Genomic DNA, 15,672 nt, shown 5'->3' with positions numbered 1-15,672 from the left:
AGTTGAAATTATGACACAGCGCACATGGAGGAAAGTTGCAGCAGCTGCAAACGGTATTTGAACACGTCACCCTTATCGATGGCACGGGGACTGCCCCGGCCGAAATGCACACCGTCGTGGTGCGGGGCCGCGAGATCGAATGGGTTGGCCCGGACGCACATGCACCGATCTTCGATATCGATGCGATCCGCATTGACGGACGTGGACAAGTCCTTCTCCCGGGATTCATCGATTCCCACGTCCACTTGGCCATGTCCGCCGGCCAGTTCAGCGGAACCGAAATGCTGCACCTGCCTCCGCGCTTTGGTTACTACGCAGCGATTCCGCTGCTGCGCGCCACCCTTGACGCCGGGATCACCACCGTCCGGGATTTGGGCGGCATAGACATGGCAACCGAGGTGGCCGTCGAGCGCGGACTCGTCGAGGGACCGGAAATCATCTTCGCTTACCGTGCGCTGGGACCCACTGGCGGCCACGGCGATTTTCGCACCTGCTGCGGCTTCAACCAGGGCTCCGCGATTTCCCCGAACGGGGACATCGGGTTCCTGACCGACGGGACGGATGAGGCCTTGCGCAACACCCGCGAGGTCATGCGCCTGGGCGGAAAAGTCATCAAGGTGATGGCCAGCGGCGGCGTGTGGTCCCCGCGCGACACCCCATGGCACGACGGCCTCAATATCGCCGAAATGCGCACGGTGGTCGACGAGGCCGGAAGCCACGGCGTTCCAGTTGCTGCCCATGCCCAGTCGGCTCGTTCCATTTCCAATGCCCTGGTCGCCGGTGTGCGAAGCATCGAGCACGGCTATGAGATCGATGAAAAGGCGATCGAGCTGATGCTCGATAAAGGCAGCTTCCTGGTGCCAACCCTCAGCACGGCAACGGTCCCAGCCGACCCGGCGACTGCCGCTTCCTACGCTGTTGAAAAGAAGCAGCGCCTACAGAAAAGCCTCTACGGCTGCGTTTCGAATGCCATATCCGCCGGAGTCAAGGTGGCCATGGGAACCGACGCAGGGATTTCCCCGCACGGCACCAACCTCACCGAGTTGGGCCTCCTTGTGGACTTCGGCATGTCGCCGATGGACGCCCTGGTCGCCGGAACCCTCAACGCGGCACGGTTGCTGCAGGTGGAGGACCGGGTCGGCTCTGTCGAGGTCGGCAAGGAAGCGGACTTGGTCCTGACAAGTATTGATCCCTTGACGTCCATCCATGCCTTAGCCAATGCCAAGAACATCGAGCTCGTCATGGCCAAGGGTCGCATCGTCAAGGACAGCCGCGTCGGTGTGCCGGCAGAGGCCGTGGCATGAGCACCCTGATGAGCAAGAAGCCACCAACCAAGCCCCGGGCCGGAAAGAAGAAGTTCGGCGCAGGGGCACTGGACCATATAGAACGCGTTGGCAACAAGCTGCCCGAACCCTTCGCGCTCTTCCTTTACCTTTTCCTGGCCATCGGGATCATTTCCACCGTGGTTTCCTGGTTCAACGTGAGTACCACGCTGCCGGGAGCCGAGACACCAACCTTGGTCAAGGGGCTTTTCACCGGCGAAGGCATCGTGTGGCTCATGACCACTGCCGTCCAGAACTTCATCGGGTTCCCGCCCTTGGGCGTTGTGGTCACCTTGTTGTTGGCGGTCGGGGTCGCCGAGCGCACCGGGTTGTTGATGGTCCTGGTCAAATCGACATTGGGCCGCGCCCCAGGTTGGGCACTGCCATACGTCATGGCGTTGGTGGCGTTGTGCGCCCACATCATGTCCGATGCCTCGATCCTGGTAATCCCGCCCATAGCGGCCATGGTTTTCCGCGCCGCAGGGCGCAACCCAGTGGCAGGCCTGCTCGGGTCCTATGCCATCGGGCTGGCGGCATTCAGCTGCACCCCGTTCGTCACCTCCACGGATGCGTTGCTGGCAGGCATCTCCAATGCCGCAGCCGCTCCGGTCGCGGGCATGGTGCTGCCGGTGACGGCAGTGTCGAACCTGCTGCTGAACGTCGTCTTGGCCGGCGTGCTGACGATCGCTGGAGGTCTGGTCATCGACAAGGTGCTCGAGCCACGGCTGAACCGCGCAGGAGTGGGCGTGAATTCGATGGTCTCCGAGGACGCGAACACGGAAGTCACCGCCGCCGAGAAATCCGCACTGCGGTGGGCAGGAATGGCCCTTTTGGCCGTCGCCGGACTGGTCCTGGCTCTAGCTCTTCCCGAGGGGGCACCACTGCGTAACGAGGCCGGCGAATTCCTGCCCAAGTCGCCGCTGCTGAGTTCGGTCATCTTCATAGTGTTCTGCGTATTGCTGGCACCGTCGATCGTCTATGGGGCGCGTCTTCGATTGATAACCAATATCCAGTCCGTCGTGGAAATGATGGGCCAGGCCGTAAAGGACGCGGTGTCCTTCATCATCGTGGCGTTCATCCTCGCCCAGTTCCTGGCGTTGTTCACATGGTCCGGTCTTGCCTCATGGGTTGCCGTTAACGGGGCCCAGATGCTGAAGGACATGAACTTCACCGGTTACGGCGCCATCATCGCATTCATCGTCGTCGTCTCGATTCTAAACCTCCTGATCAGCTCAGGGTCTTCTCTGTGGACGCTGATTGCCGCCGTGTTCATCCCGATGTTCGCCCTAATCGGCTACGAGGCCGGTTTCATCCAGGCAGCTTTCCGTGTCGGCGATTCCGCAACCCAGGTGTTGACTCCGTTGAATCCGTATCTGGTGGTTGTCCTTGGGTTCCTGCGTAGGTACGAGCCGGAAGCAGGCATTGGGTCCATCATTGCCCGTCTTCTCCCGTTCACGCTGGTCTTCTGGGTGCTTTGGGTGCTGGTATTGACGGTGTTCTTCTTGACGGGGACCGGCACCGGCCCTGGCATGGACATCATGATCGGCTAGGGAACCCGTTTCCCCGGAGGCCTAAGGACCGGGGTCGTTGCAGGGAGCTTCCCGCAACGACTCCGGCCCTTCTGTTTCGCGCTTGCGTGCCGTCTATTGCCTTGGCTCCTGCAACCGCGGGTGGGCGGTTCCCTTTTCGACCCAGGCGCGCACGGTCGCGTTGAAGAGGATCGGGTCCTCGATGTTCCACTGGTGGTGCATGCCGGCAGCGGTGCGGAACCGGGCCTGCGGCAGCGCGCGGGCCAGCACCGGGAAGGACTTGGCCACCAGCTTGGGTTCCTTGCCGCCGGCAATCACCAGCACCGGGCCCTTGTAGTCCCCGAGCTTGGCCGGGACGCCACCGGGGTCGACCTCGTCCATGATGGCGCGCATGTTGTCGGCCCGCAGGTGCGTGCCGTGCTCGGTGAACAGGTCCTTCTCGTCGGCAACCATGCCATAGGCGCCGGCCTGGAAGCGCCAGTACCATTCGCTGCCGAAGAGGCGCAGCTGCATCCGGCTCATGGTGCGCATCGAGGCCGAGACCCCGGCAGCGGGGACCCCGGAGATCAGCAGGGACTCGACGAGCTCGGGGTGCCGGGCCAGCACGCGCAACGCCACGACGCCACCCAGGGACAGGCCCACCAGGTGGGCGCCGCCGTTGGAGACCTCGTCGGCAATGACCGCGGCCACGTCGTCGGCGGCGCTGTCCAGGCCCGCCCAGTCTTCCTGGGCGCGTGCTCCGAACCCGGGAAGGTGCGGGGTGAGCACCTCGTAGTCGCCGAAGGCCCGCACCTGCGGGTCCCAGGTCCAGTTCGCCACGTTTCCGCCGTGCAGGAACACGATGGTCTGGGCCGGCTTGCCGTCGCGGCGGGCACGCGTGGGCGCATGGAACTCCGGGTAGCCGCCCGGGTCGCGCGGACCCGCGGGCTTGGCCGAGACGCTGGCTGCTGCCGCTGCCGCAGGGTCCTGCGGCTCGGTGCGGGCATGCGGGACTGCCGGCCGGGGTTGCCTTGGCGCTTTGGCCGGGCGCGCGGGCTTTTCCTTGGCGGGAACCTGCGGCCGGTGCTCCGGGGACTTCGGGTCAGCCGGGCCGCCGGCCGGAACCCCGGCCGCTTCGGCTGCGGGCTTCGCCTCGTCCTTCGCTGTGCCCTTGTCCTGCCCGGGTTCCGGGCGGGGCCGATGGTCCTTGGGCGCGCGTTTCGGGTTGGCCTCCCGGGTCGGCTTGTCGGGCCGGGGCCCCTGGCCCGCCCCGCCCTCCGGGGCGGGGCCCGCAGCCTCGTCGGACAGCGAGCGGTCCACGAATTCCTCGTCCGTTCCCGCGTCGCCGCCGGAGGCGCCCTCGTGCTGGCTCATGGCAGGTACTCCGTCACGGCATCCAGCCATTCAAGCTCGGCGGCCGCATGCCGGATTCCGTTGTCGAGGGTTGCTGCCATCAGGAAGCTGCGGCGGTCCGCTGCTGCGCGCATGTCGATGTCCTCACGCTGGGAGAGGTAGTCGTCCAGCACTTCCTGCGTGGCCTCGCGCCGGGCGCGGATCAGTTCGAGCACCGACTCTCGGTCGAGTTCGGCGGCGAAGAACACCCGGGCCAGGAACGGCTCGCGGGGCGTGTGCGCGGTGACCTCGCCGCCCAGCCATTCCACCAGGGCCTCGCGCCCGGCGTCGGTGATGTGGTGTTCCTGGCGGTCCGGGTAATTCTTCTGGGCAACGGTGGTGACGGTGGCGTGCCCGTCCTTCACCAGTTGGGCCAGTGTGCGATATATCTGCGCCTTGTCGGCATTCCAGAAGTGATTGATGGACGAGTCGAAGTGCTTCTTCAGTTCATACCCGGTCATGGGCGCCAAACTCAAGAGCCCGAGGATCAAACGCGCAAGAATCATGCTTTCATCCTGACACATCCCCTAGGGGATTGGTCCAGCAGCCACGCATTTTGCTGTCGAAACCGTGCCCGACCACTGGCGATGAGGCCGACGCCGGGACCCTGGAAGGGGAAACGGAAGGGCCCCGCCGACCATCCCCAGCCATCCCGTAACCGGGTGGCGGGTGATGGCAGCGGGGCCCTTCACGAAGGTTGCCGTGCCGGGAACGCTAGGCTCCCAAGCGCTCCTTCAAGCCATCAAGCTCGGCGCGCAGCGAGGCGGGAAGCGCCTCGCCGAACTTGGCGTACCACTCCTCGATGCTTGCCAGCTCGGTGGCCCATTCGCCCTTGTCGACGACCACGGCGGCCTCGACGTCGGCCGGGGTCATGTCCAGACCGGTCAGGTCGATCGAGTCGCCGGTCGGTACGAAGCCGATCGGGGTCTCCACGGCGTCGGCCTTGCCCTCGATGCGCTCGATGGCCCACTTCAGCACGCGGGAGTTGTCACCGAACCCGGGCCAGGCGAAGCCGCCGTCGGCGTTGCGGCGGAACCAGTTCACCAGGAAGATCTTGGGCAGGCGCTCCGGGTTGGCCTTGGACTCGATCGAGTCCCAGTGGTTCAGGTAGTCGCCGGCGTTGTAGCCGATGAACGGAAGCATGGCCATCGGGTCGCGGCGGACCACGCCCACGGCACCGGCTGCAGCGGCAGTGGTTTCCGAGGACAGGGTCGAACCCATGAAGATGCCGTGGGCCCAGCTGCGGGCCTGGGTGACCAGCGGGATGGTGGTCTTGCGGCGGCCGCCGAAGAGGATCGCGTGGATCTCCACGCCGTCCGGGCTGTAGTACTCCTGCGAGAGCATGTCGACCTGGTCGATCGGGGTGCAGAAGCGGGAGTTCGGGTGTGCCGCGACGCGACCGGACTCAGGGGTCCAGTCGTTGCCCAACCAGTCGGTCAGGTGTGCCGGGACCTCGTCCGTCATGCCCTCCCACCACACGCCGCCTTCGTCGGTGAGTGCAACGTTGGTGAAGATCGAGTTGCCCTTGGTGATGGCGTTCATGGCGTTGGGGTTGTTGGACCAACCGGTGCCCGGAGCCACGCCGAACAGGCCGTATTCCGGGTTGACGCCGCGAAGCTCGCCGTCCTTGCCGATGCGCATCCAGTTGATGTCATCGCCCAGGGTCTCGGCTTTCCACCCCTCGATGGTCGGATCCAGCAGGGCCAGGTTGGTCTTGCCGCAGGCAGACGGGAAAGCTCCGGCAATGTTGTAGCTCTTGCCTTCCGGGCTGGTCAACTTGAGGATAAGCATGTGCTCGGCCAGCCAGCCCTCGTCGCGGGCCATGACCGAGGCGATGCGCAGCGCGTAGCACTTCTTGCCCAGCAGAGCGTTTCCGCCGTAGCCCGAACCGTAGGACCAGATGGAGCGCTCTTCCGGGAAGTGCACGATCCATTTGTCCTCGTTGCACGGCCAAGCCACATCCGCCTGCCCGGGGGCCAGCGGGGCGCCGACCGAGTGCAGTGCGGGGACGAAGAATGCGTCCTCTGCCTCGATCTGGCGCAGGACCTTGTCGCCGATGAGTGCCATGATGCGCATGGAGGCGACAACATAGGCCGAGTCGGTGATTTCCACGCCGTACTGCGGCTGCTCGGCATCCAGCGGGCCCATGACGAACGGAATGACGTACATGGTGCGGCCGCGCATGGCGCCGTCGAACAGGCCCTTGAGCATCGACTTCATCTTGACCGGGTTTTCCCAGTTGTTGGTGAAGCCGGCGTCCTTCTCGTTTTCCGAGCAGATGAAGGTGCGCTCCTCGACGCGGGCAACGTCCTTGGGGTCGGAGAAGGCAGCGAAGGAGTTGGGGAACGAAGGGTCGGTCAGCTTCTTCAGCGTTCCGCTCTCAACCAGCTCGGCGGTCAGGCGATCGTTTTCCTCCTGCGTGCCATTCACCCAATAGACACGGTCAGGCTTCGTCAGTTCCGCGACTTCCTGCACCCAAGCGGCTAGCTTTGCGTGCGTGGTCGGTGCTGCGTCGATGACCTTCTGGTCCGAGCTCTCGCTCATGTCCATTCCCTCCATTGGGCTGAATTTGCAATGATTCGATGCTATTGGGCGGAAATCCCGGGCCCATGTGACCCGGATCCCAAAAATTTCGCAAATTTGGTTTAGCTTCAACGAAAAGCCCGGCTTCACGGGCATTGCCCCTCCCCCATCAAACCACAAAAGTGACGAAGGACACGTAGACCGGTATACTTCATGCAACGCCACTCGAAGACAGCCCACCGTTCACTCCCCCGAATTTTGCGTGGCAGGCATTCGTCTGTATAGTTATTCGAGGTCGAACCGCGAGGTTGGTACCGAAAATAGAATATGCGCCCATAGCTCAGCTGGATAGAGCGTCTGTCTACGGAACAGAAGGTCAGGGGTTCGAATCCCTTTGGGCGCACCAAGAAGAAAGGCCACGAGAAATCGTGGCCTTTCGCATTTCCTCCAGGCCGGCCATTCCCCGGGCGTTGCCGACCCAAGTGGCGCTGCTGCCCTTGCTTCACAGGCCCTTCTGGATCGACTCGATTCCACCGCACCCGTGCGCGACTTGCCTCACGGTCAACTGCGGGTCGAAAGCGGTCCGTGGCGCCACTTCGAGGGCGGCCAATGGCTTCACGAAAAGGCCGCGGACACGTCCGAATCCAACTCATGGAGTCGGATTGCCGGGGCCGGGGCACCGGTTTCGACCAGCCAGTGTCTGGGCGTTGACGTTTCTTCCGGAGGCTCGTGGCCTACCACCTGTTGTGCATTTCCCCGGCCCAACCGAGCAGTCCGTCAATCCGGACCCGGCGCTCCTCGACCAGCACCGAACCGGTGAAATGCCCAAAGCATTGGTGGCCGCGGCTGGCGACGAGCAGCTGCTCGGTGCGGCTCGTCCTGTCCCGGAACGACGTGAATTCCAGTTCCACGTTCTGCCCGGAGATCCGCCAGGGCGCCAGCCAATCGGCAGTATCGTGGTGCCAGTCGAGTTCCTCGCTGGTCTTGTGCCGCCGGCCGGAAACTCTAGTGCGATCCGCGCTTGATCAGCTCGGTGGGGATGATGGTCCGTTCCGGAACCTTCCCGCCGGAGATCAATTCCACGAGCAGCTTGGCCATGGTTGCACCCTGGCGCTCGGCGGGCTGCGCGACGGTGGTCAGCGGCGGGGACGCGCTTTGCGCATAGGAGTCGTTGTCCACCGTGGTGATCGAGACGTCCCGGGGCACCAGGATCCCGCGCTCATGCAAGACCTTCAGTGCACCGAAGGCCATCTGCGCACTGGCGATGAAGATCCCGTCCAGCGGTTGCCCGCGCTCGAGCAGCGCCGTCATGGCGGCTTCTCCCCCGGACGGGGTGAAGTCCCCGAACTCCACCAGGTCGGCATCCAGCCCTGCGGAATCGAGGGCCTCCCGCCAGCCCCGCAGGCGATCCTGCCCGGCTCCCATGTTTTGCGGACCGGCAATCGTGGCCACCCGGCTGCGGCCCGATTCCAGGATGGTTCGCGTTGCGGTGGCGGCGGCGGCAACGTTGTCCACGTCCACCACGTGCACGGGGCCGGTCTCCTTGCTCATGGGCCTGCCGCCAAAGACCATCGGCAGCGATCCGGCCAGTTCCACGTAGGAGCGGTCGTCGCTGTGGTGGGAAAGGATCAGCGCGCCGTCGACGTTCCCGCCGCGCAGGTACCTCCCGGTCTTGGCGGGATCGGCCTCGGTGGCGATGAGCAGCGTGAGCGTGAATTCGGTGTCGGCCAGGTACATCGCGGCACCCTGGATGACGGTGGCGAAGTAGGGGTCGGCGAAGAACCTGGCGGCGTTCTCCGGGATCACCAAGGCGATGGAATTGGTGCGTCCGTTGGCCAGCGAGCGTGCTGCCCGGTTCGGGACGTAGTTGAGTTCGGCGATGGCCCGGTTGACCTGCTCGATCACCTCGGCCTTGACGTTGGGCGATCCGTTGACGACCCGGGAGACGGTTGCGCGTGAGACCCCCGCCCGCGCCGCCACGAGCTCGAGGGTCGGCTGCTGCTTGGCTGGATCGCCCATTGCTGCTCCCATGCCCCTTCCATGACAAGTCCGTGTCCCCGTCGCGGCGACGGAGAGGTGCCGCGGAGCGTCAAGCATCCGCGGCACCCGGTTCATGCCAGTGTACGGCTCGCCGCTATCAGCTTGGCGTAGGCGAGCCCGCTGTCCTTGATGGTTCGCTCCTGCGTGTCGTAGTCGACGCGGACTATGCCGAAACGCTTTTCATACCCCCAGGCCCATTCGAAATTGTCCAACAGCGACCAGACGAAGTAGCCCCGGACATCGGCTCCGTCCGTGATGGCTTCGGCAACGGCCCCGATGTGCTCCGTGATGTAGCCCGAACGCCGGGCATCGGCCACGCTCCCGTCCGGTTCCACCGCGTCTTCGAAGGCCGCACCGTTCTCCGTGATGTACAGCGGCGGCAGGTTCGGGTAGTCGGCCGTGAGCCGGTTCAGCAACGTGCGCAGCCCGGCGGGGTTCACCTCCCAGCCCATGGCGGTCAGCGGCAGGTCGCGGGCGGGGAAGGAGACGTGTTCGCTGCCGACAAAGGGCGAGCTCTTGGGCCGGTCGGTGGGGACCACCGCGCCGGCCGCGTCCGCGCCGGCCGGATGCCCGCTGACGTTGTCGTCGTGGTAGTGGTTCACGCCCAGGAAGTCGAGGGGCCGGGCGATGGTTTCCAGGTCGCCGGGCAGGATCAGTTCCGCCAAGCCGTGGTCCTTGAGGTCCTCGAGCAGGTCGGCGGGGTAGGTGCCGCGCAGGATCGGATCGAGGTACATGCGGTTCCACAACGCATCGATGCGCCGCGCGGCGTCAAGGTCCACCGGGTCGCTCGGGTCGTGGGGCACCGCATTGGTGAGGTTCAGCGTGATGCCGATCTTTTCGACGCCCGCCTCGCGCAGCCGCGCGGTTGCCAGTCCGTGGGCCAGGTGCTGGTGGTGCATCGCCGCCAGCGCAGCGCGCGGTTCCCTGCGGCCCGGCGCGTGCTCGCCCGCCGCATAGCCGATCAGCGAGGAGCAGAGCGGCTCGTTGAAGGTCGTCCAGTGCGTGACCCGGTCCCCCAGGGCGCCGTGGACCGCCTCGGCATACTCCACAAAGCGGTGGGCGGTGTCGCGGTTGGCCCAGCCTCCGCGCTCCTCCAGCGCCTGCGGCAGGTCCCAGTGGTAGAGGGTCAGCCATGGCAGGATTCCGGCCTCCAACAGTTCATCGACCAGGCGGCTGTAGAAGTCCAGGCCCTTGGCATTGACGCTGCGCCCACCCGGGACAACCCGGGCCCAGGAGGTGGAGAACCGGTAGGAATCCAGGCCAAGGTCTTTCATTATGCCTACGTCCTGGGCGTACCGGTGGTAGTGGTCCACCGCCACTTCCGGGTGGTCGCCGCCGGCGATGGCCCCGGGGACCCGGGCGAACGCGTCCCAGATGGAGTCTTCCTTGCCGTCCTCGTGCGCGGCTCCCTCGATCTGCGCGGCGGCCGTGGCCGATCCCCACAAAAAGTCTCGGGGCCAGGAAAAGTCGTGAAGTTTTTTGATGTCCATTAGCCTTTTACTGCTCCTGCCATGATTCCTGATACAAGTTGTTTGCCGGCCAGCACGAAGAGCAGCAGCAGCGGGATGGTCGCCATGACGGCTCCGGCCATCACGATGGTGTGGTCCACGTACTTGGCCGATTGCAGTTGGCTCAAGGCCACCTGCAAGGTGGGGTTTTGCGGGGCCACCAGCAGTGGCCAGAGGTAATCGGTCCAGGCCGTCATGAAGGTGAACAGCCCCAGGATCKCCATGGCGGGTCTCGCTGCGGGGACCCCGACGTGCCAGAAGGTCTGGATCATGGATGCCCCGTCGACGCGGGCGGCCTCGACCAATTCGTCGGGGATGACATCAACCAGGTACTGGCGCATGAAAAACACCCCGAACGCTGTGACCAGCGTGGGGACCATGACAGCCCCGATCGATCCGGTCCAGCCGAATTCCTTCATCATCATGAACAACGGGATGATGCCCAGCTGCGTGGGCACCGCCAGCGTCGCGATGACAAACACCATCAGTCCGGATTTTCCGCGGAAGGGCAGCTTGGCGAAGGAGTAGCCGGCAAGCGTGGAAAAACCGACCACCGAGATCGTGATGACGCTTGAGACGATGACGCTGTTGCCCAGGGCGGCCCAGAAGTCGATGGTCGAAAAGACCTCGGCCACGTTGGAGAGGAACGCGTCTCCCGGAAAGAGCGGCGGCAGCGGCCCGGCGAAGGCACCGGTGGAGCCGGAGCCGGTCACAAACGACCACCACAGCGGATAGGCCCCGCCCAGGAAGAAGGCGATCAGCAACCCGTAGGTGAGGAATCCCGGCCGCCTGTCGATGCCAAGGGGTCGTTTGCGCCGGGTCTTGGCGGGCGCGGTCCGGGTACCGTGCCCCGGGGACAACTCGGTTTTGGTGCTCATGACGGATCCTCCTTCGAATCATGGGCGGCCTGCCCGTGTGCGCGCCGCAACGTGCGCTTCCGTGCCGCCCGGCGGGCCGCCCGGCGGGCCGTCCGGCCGGATTTGGCGTGGTGCTTCGCATCGGCCGAGGCGATCGAGCGGGAGATGAAGAAGTTGAGCAGTCCCACGCCGATGATGATCAAGAAGAGCAACCAGGCCACGGCCGAGGCCTTGCCGAAGTCTCCCCGGTTGAAGGCCAGGTCCCAGAGGTAAAGGACGGTGGTCTGGTATTCGCGGTTGGGCCCGCCGAGGGTCGAGCTGCTGGGGTTGAAGAGCTTGGGTTCGGTGAAGATCTGCAGGCCGCCGACGGTTGCGGTGATGATCACGAAGATCATGGTCGGGCGGATGCCCGGCAGCGTGATGGAGAAGAAGCGGCGCAGGGCCCCTGCGCCGTCCAGCGACGCCGACTCGTGCAGGTCCCGAGGCACGGCCTGCATGGCCGCCAGCAGGATCAGCGCGTTGTAGCCGGTCCAGCGCCAGTTCACCATCGAGGCTATGGCCAGGTGGGAGGGCAGGACCTCGGACTTCCAGCCGACCGGGTCGATGTCGAGCATCTGCAAGAGGTTGTTGATCAGCCCGTATTTCTCGTCGAAGGCGCTGGAGAAGATCAGCGTCACTGCCACAGGGGTGACCACGTAGGGTAGCAGGACGCCCATGCGCCAAAAGGTCTTCGCGCGCAGGTTCTGGTCAAGCAGGGCGGCAATGAAGGTTGCCGCGACCAGTTGCGGGACGGCTGAAAGCAAGAAGATGCTGAAGGTGTTGAAYAGCGAATTCCAGAAGTAGGGGTCGGTGAGCTCGGCCGCGTAGTTCTCCAGGCCCACCCATTCCCCGGCACCCGAAAGCAGGTCCCAGTCGTTGATCGAGACCACGAAGGTGTAGACCAGCGGGAAGAGTCCGACCAGGGCGAACAGGATGAAGAACGGCGCAACGTAGAGGTAGGGCGACGCCTTGACATCCAGGGCCCCCAGCCTGCTGCGCAGCGCGCTGCGGGGGCGTGGGGCTTCCGCGGCATTGGGTGTTACCGGGGCTCTCCCGGAGCGTGGGCCATGCTTTTGCGCCGGCCCCGAGGGCGGGCTGAGGGTGCTGGTCATTGGTTTCTTCTCCCAGGGGTCCGGGCTCGGCATGGTGCCCATGCCGAGCCCCGAACCGTTCGGTGGCCTATTTCAGGTCGAGGTTCTTCAGCGTGGCCAGTGCGTCGTTCCACGCGGTGGTCCCGTCGGTTCCCTTGTCCAGTGCGATGGTCGCCGGGCCGAAGACCTGCTCCTGGATGACCGAGTCGTTCGGGCCCTTGTACTGGGCCTTGACTCCCTCGGCACGCGAGGCCAGGATCTCCCCGACCGGGGCGTCGTTGAAGAACTTGCTCAAGGCGTTGCTGCCGCTGACACCGGGATCGCCTTGGGCTGCCGTCACGCTCGGGAAGGTTCCGGCGGCCTGGAAGGCGGCCACCTGGGCCTTGGCGTCGGTGAGCCACGCTGCGAGTTCGGCGGCCTCGGCCGGGTGCTTGGACTGGGTGGGCACCGTCAGGAAGGTTCCGCCCCAGTTGGTGGCGCCGCCCGGGAACACGTCGGCGAAGTCCCAGCCGGAGTCCGCGTTTCCGCCGGCGGCCTCGACCTGCCCCTGGACGACCCCGAGCATCCAGCCCGGGCAGACGAAGGTGGCAAAGGAACCGTCGACAAATGCCTTGCCCTTGCCCCAGTCCCATTGGGTCTGGCCCGCAGACAATCCGGCCGCGGCCCCGCCGGCGAGTTCGCCCCAGCGTTCGGCCAAGGCCGCGTTGCCCTCGACGTCCAGCGTTCCGTCGGCCTGGTAGTAGCCCTCGGGCAGCTGGTTGACCATGGAATTCCAGACGAAGCCCGACTGGTCGTACCAGGCGTTGCCGGTGGCTTCCTTGTACTTCTTGCCGGTCTCGAAGTAGTCGGCCCAGGTGGAGTTGTCCCCGCCAAGCAGCGAGGCGACCTCGGCCCGGTCGGTCGGCAGGCCGGCCTCCTTGAACAGGTCCTTGTTGTAGCAAAGTCCCACCGGTCCGATGTCGGTGCCGTAGCCGATGACCCGGCCTTCCGGATCGGTGGCCTGGTCCATCTTCCAGGACACCCAGCGGTCCTTGATGTCGGCGGCGCCATACTGGCCCAGGTCAGTGAAGGCGTCGGAGACCGCCATGACCTGCCCCAGCCAGCCTTCCTCGACGGCCTGCACGTCAGCGAGTCCCGAGCCCGCCGCCTGCTTGGTCTTCCAATCGGTCAGGGCGTTTCCGCCGGTGTCGATGTTGGTGGCCTCGATGGTGATGCCCGGGTGGTCGGATTCGTACTGCTTGTAGAGGTCGCCAAGACCCATGGTGCCGAAGGTGGTGACGGTCAGGGTCACCGGGTTGTCCGACGAGGCGGGCTCCGCCGAGGAGGCGCCTGTTGAGCAACCTGCGGCCAAAAGCGCGAAAGCTGCTGCCCCGGCGACGGCCGCGGCGGTTCTAGTGTGGCGTGAGAACTTCACGTTCACTCCTTTGAGTGCGTTGGTGGTGCTGCGAATACATGGTGGTGGAACTTTGTTGAGAGCGCTCTCAATTTGCGCCGACGAGCACCCTTCGCAAACCTGGCCGGGGATTCGTCGAACCTGAGAGCGCTCTCAAGCCTGAATGTGAGCGCTCTCACGAACTTTCTAGATACAAGATTCCACGGCCCGGTACAAATGTCAACGCCCCGGGTGCAACGCATCCGGCTTCGGCCCGGCCATGAATTGCGGCGCCACCGGTATCGCCGCCGGCCATCACGCGGCTTTCCCTGCCGGCGATCCAGTGATGGCCGTCCGAAACGGCAACCTAGAGCCCGACCCCGGCACTGCAGATTCCCCCCATGCGGCCCATGGTCGGACACCTCGATCCGTCCACACCCGATCCACCGCTCCGGCGGGCCGGGCCCCCTCGGATACGCACCGGCCGGCTCCGAGCCGTCCGGCACCCGCCCCCGACTCGGTTGGTAGACACAGGACGGCATGTCCCGATGGGCCGGGATTGCGGGCCCCGGGACCGATCTCGTTGCCGCGCGGTCGGCGCGCAAAGCGTGAGATCGCGCACGATTCGACCTCGCGGATCGACCATCCAGCGAAAGCTATGTATAGTTGTTCGAGGTCAAGTCGCAAGACTGGTCCGACAACTGCATATGCGCCCATAGCTCAGCTGGATAGAGCGTCTGTCTACGGAACAGAAGGTCAGGGGTTCGAATCCCTTTGGGCGCACCAAGACGAAAAGCCGCGAGAAATCGCGGCTTTTCTGCATTCACGCCGGAATCAACGCCCGTACCAGCGCCGGGAAAGCAACGCGTTCGCCCCGTCGATGGCCCCCAGGGCCAGCGCAACCAGGGCCAAGGTGCACCAGGCGGGCAGGGCCCAGCTGAGCAGGCAGGCCACGAGTGGCAAGGCAATTCCCAATCCCAGCACCAGCAACACCCGCCGCCACGGGCGCCCGAGTCGCAGGGCAATCAACGCGTTGGACAGGTAGTAGCCGCCAACACCCATCGCGAGCAGGGCCCTGGATTCCAGGTCCAGCGGATCCTGCGCATGCTCCACGGCAATGCCGACGGCCGCCGAGACAAATGACAGGGCAGTGACCACGAGGAAGGGCAAATACATCACGACATCGCGCATGACCCCATAGGATTGCGCCAGGCGGGCGTCCCCCAGTCCCGCGGCCGCCGTCGGCACGCCCCAGTGGAAGAACGCCCGGGCCAGAAACGCGCAGGCCACGAATCCGGAGAATGCCGCCGCGGCTCCACCCCCGCTCGGATGCTCGATCAGCCCGGTGACACCCAGATACACCGCCTCGCCGATCACGATGACAACAAAAAGACCGATCCTCTCGAGCAAGTGGGGAATGGAGACCTGCTCATACACCTCGTAGGCGAACCCGGCACGCAGCACCAGCAGCAGCATCTCGGCGAGCACGGCGAGGGCCCACATCCAATAGCGGTAGGGAGCGGGCACGGCGATCGACCCCAACCACAGCGCGGCGGTACCCACGTTGTACCCCAGGGTCCGCCATAGCGGCACCCGGATCGCCCCGCGGACCGTGGCCGTCATCCACATCAGCAGCAGCACCAGCCGGATCCAGACGGCACCGAGGGCGTAAAGCCAGGCATTGCCGGAGATTCCTCCCGCGACCGCGACGGCCATCGCCGCCGGACCCGGCATGGCGGCCACCACCAGCATCCCGATGGGGGCATAACGCCGGCCATAGAGGTTGTTGGTGACCATCAAGTTGACCCAGGCCCACCAGAGCGGAAAGAACAACAGCACGAAACCGGCCACCGTGCCCGGCGTGGGCCCATGTTCGAGCACCTCCGCCGAAACGGCAATGACCACCACAAAGACCAAGTCGAAGAACAACTCGTACCAGTCGGCGGGGCGATGCTCCCCGGCATCCCTTCCCGGAATTACTGCTCGGTGCGGGTCGGATTCCGTGGAAGACACCGGACAC

Annotated in this window: 11 protein-coding genes, 2 tRNA genes and 1 pseudogene; 4 read left to right on the top strand and 10 right to left on the bottom strand. The window is 65.2% G+C overall.

Features of this window, described 5'->3' with window-relative positions; all coding sequences use genetic code 11:
• The first annotated feature begins 35 nt into the window (after positions 1–35).
• Positions 36–1,304: a metal-dependent hydrolase family protein gene (locus BLJ79_RS11330; protein ID WP_217641890.1), complete on the top strand. Its 1,269-nt coding sequence runs from the start codon at positions 36–38 to the stop codon at positions 1,302–1,304.
• Positions 1,301–2,872, top strand: coding sequence for an AbgT family transporter (locus tag BLJ79_RS11325; RefSeq protein ID WP_071214827.1), 1,572 nt, complete (start codon positions 1,301–1,303; stop codon positions 2,870–2,872). Before BLJ79_RS11330 ends, BLJ79_RS11325 begins: the two co-directional genes overlap by 4 nt.
• A gap of 93 nt (positions 2,873–2,965) precedes the next feature.
• Here BLJ79_RS11325 and BLJ79_RS22415 read toward each other — a convergent pair whose 3' ends face one another.
• The 3 genes from BLJ79_RS22415 to BLJ79_RS11310 form a co-directional block, all read right to left on the bottom strand.
• On the bottom strand, positions 2,966–4,204 hold the full coding sequence (locus tag BLJ79_RS22415) for an alpha/beta fold hydrolase (protein WP_083411218.1): 1,239 nt from the start codon (positions 4,202–4,204) through the stop codon (positions 2,966–2,968).
• The gene (locus BLJ79_RS11315; protein WP_071214826.1) at positions 4,201–4,728 is read right to left on the bottom strand and encodes a PadR family transcriptional regulator; all 528 of its coding nucleotides are present in this window, start codon (positions 4,726–4,728) and stop codon (positions 4,201–4,203) included. Before BLJ79_RS11315 ends, BLJ79_RS22415 begins: the two co-directional genes overlap by 4 nt.
• A gap of 208 nt (positions 4,729–4,936) precedes the next feature.
• Complete coding sequence (locus tag BLJ79_RS11310; RefSeq protein ID WP_071214911.1) at positions 4,937–6,766, bottom strand: phosphoenolpyruvate carboxykinase (GTP); 1,830 nt, start codon at positions 6,764–6,766, stop codon at positions 4,937–4,939.
• Between the two features lie 308 nt (positions 6,767–7,074).
• Here BLJ79_RS11310 and BLJ79_RS11305 point away from each other — a divergent pair.
• Positions 7,075–7,151: transfer RNA gene (locus BLJ79_RS11305), tRNA-Arg, on the top strand.
• 328 nt (positions 7,152–7,479) lie between these two features.
• Here BLJ79_RS11305 and BLJ79_RS22410 read toward each other — a convergent pair.
• From BLJ79_RS22410 to BLJ79_RS11280, 6 genes and pseudogenes are all read right to left on the bottom strand, one after another.
• Positions 7,480–7,737, bottom strand: a pseudogene (locus BLJ79_RS22410) (DUF2804 family protein); the annotation flags it as partial.
• Positions 7,738–7,750: 13 nt separating this feature from the next.
• The gene (locus BLJ79_RS11300; RefSeq protein ID WP_286135355.1) at positions 7,751–8,776 is read right to left on the bottom strand and encodes a LacI family DNA-binding transcriptional regulator; all 1,026 of its coding nucleotides are present in this window, start codon (positions 8,774–8,776) and stop codon (positions 7,751–7,753) included.
• An 80-nt stretch (positions 8,777–8,856) separates the two neighbouring features.
• Complete coding sequence (locus BLJ79_RS11295) at positions 8,857–10,275, bottom strand: GH1 family beta-glucosidase (RefSeq protein WP_071214824.1); 1,419 nt, start codon at positions 10,273–10,275, stop codon at positions 8,857–8,859.
• Positions 10,275–11,171 (bottom strand): carbohydrate ABC transporter permease, encoded by an 897-nt coding sequence (locus BLJ79_RS11290; protein ID WP_071214823.1) that lies wholly within the window; start codon positions 11,169–11,171, stop codon positions 10,275–10,277. Before BLJ79_RS11290 ends, BLJ79_RS11295 begins: the two co-directional genes overlap by 1 nt.
• Complete coding sequence (locus BLJ79_RS11285; RefSeq protein WP_071214822.1) at positions 11,168–12,301, bottom strand: carbohydrate ABC transporter permease; 1,134 nt, start codon at positions 12,299–12,301, stop codon at positions 11,168–11,170. The genes BLJ79_RS11290 and BLJ79_RS11285 overlap by 4 nt, the downstream gene beginning before the upstream one ends.
• A 67-nt stretch (positions 12,302–12,368) precedes the next feature.
• On the bottom strand, positions 12,369–13,694 hold the full coding sequence (locus tag BLJ79_RS11280; protein WP_071214821.1) for an ABC transporter substrate-binding protein: 1,326 nt from the start codon (positions 13,692–13,694) through the stop codon (positions 12,369–12,371).
• Between the two features lie 667 nt (positions 13,695–14,361).
• On the opposite strand from BLJ79_RS11280, the gene BLJ79_RS11275 reads away from it, so the two are divergent.
• Positions 14,362–14,438, top strand: a tRNA-Arg gene (locus tag BLJ79_RS11275).
• A 48-nt stretch (positions 14,439–14,486) separates the two neighbouring features.
• Here the strand turns inward: BLJ79_RS11275 and BLJ79_RS11270 are convergent.
• Positions 14,487–15,665: a low temperature requirement protein A gene (locus BLJ79_RS11270; protein ID WP_083411216.1), complete on the bottom strand. Its 1,179-nt coding sequence runs from the start codon at positions 15,663–15,665 to the stop codon at positions 14,487–14,489.
• Positions 15,666–15,672: the final 7 nt, after the last annotated feature.

The sequence above is a fragment of the Arthrobacter sp. UCD-GKA genome (assembly GCF_001863355.1).
Classification (GTDB): Bacteria; Actinomycetota; Actinomycetes; order Actinomycetales; family Micrococcaceae; genus Paeniglutamicibacter.
The sequence above is the reverse complement of the archived record's forward strand: the minus strand, read 5'-3'. Positions and strand labels throughout refer to the sequence as shown.

Coding starts and splice junctions, on each gene's coding strand:
- BLJ79_RS22415 (WP_083411218.1), bottom strand. CDS start 4,204: ATGAGCCAGCACGAGGGCGCCTCCGGCGGCGACGCGGGAACGGACGAG.
- BLJ79_RS11310 (WP_071214911.1), bottom strand. CDS start 6,766: ATGAGCGAGAGCTCGGACCAGAAGGTCATCGACGCAGCACCGACCACG.
- BLJ79_RS11295 (WP_071214824.1), bottom strand. CDS start 10,275: ATGGACATCAAAAAACTTCACGACTTTTCCTGGCCCCGAGACTTTTTG.
- BLJ79_RS11315 (WP_071214826.1), bottom strand. CDS start 4,728: ATGATTCTTGCGCGTTTGATCCTCGGGCTCTTGAGTTTGGCGCCCATG.
- BLJ79_RS11325 (WP_071214827.1), top strand. CDS start 1,301: ATGAGCACCCTGATGAGCAAGAAGCCACCAACCAAGCCCCGGGCCGGA.
- BLJ79_RS11300 (WP_286135355.1), bottom strand. CDS start 8,776: ATGGGAGCAGCAATGGGCGATCCAGCCAAGCAGCAGCCGACCCTCGAG.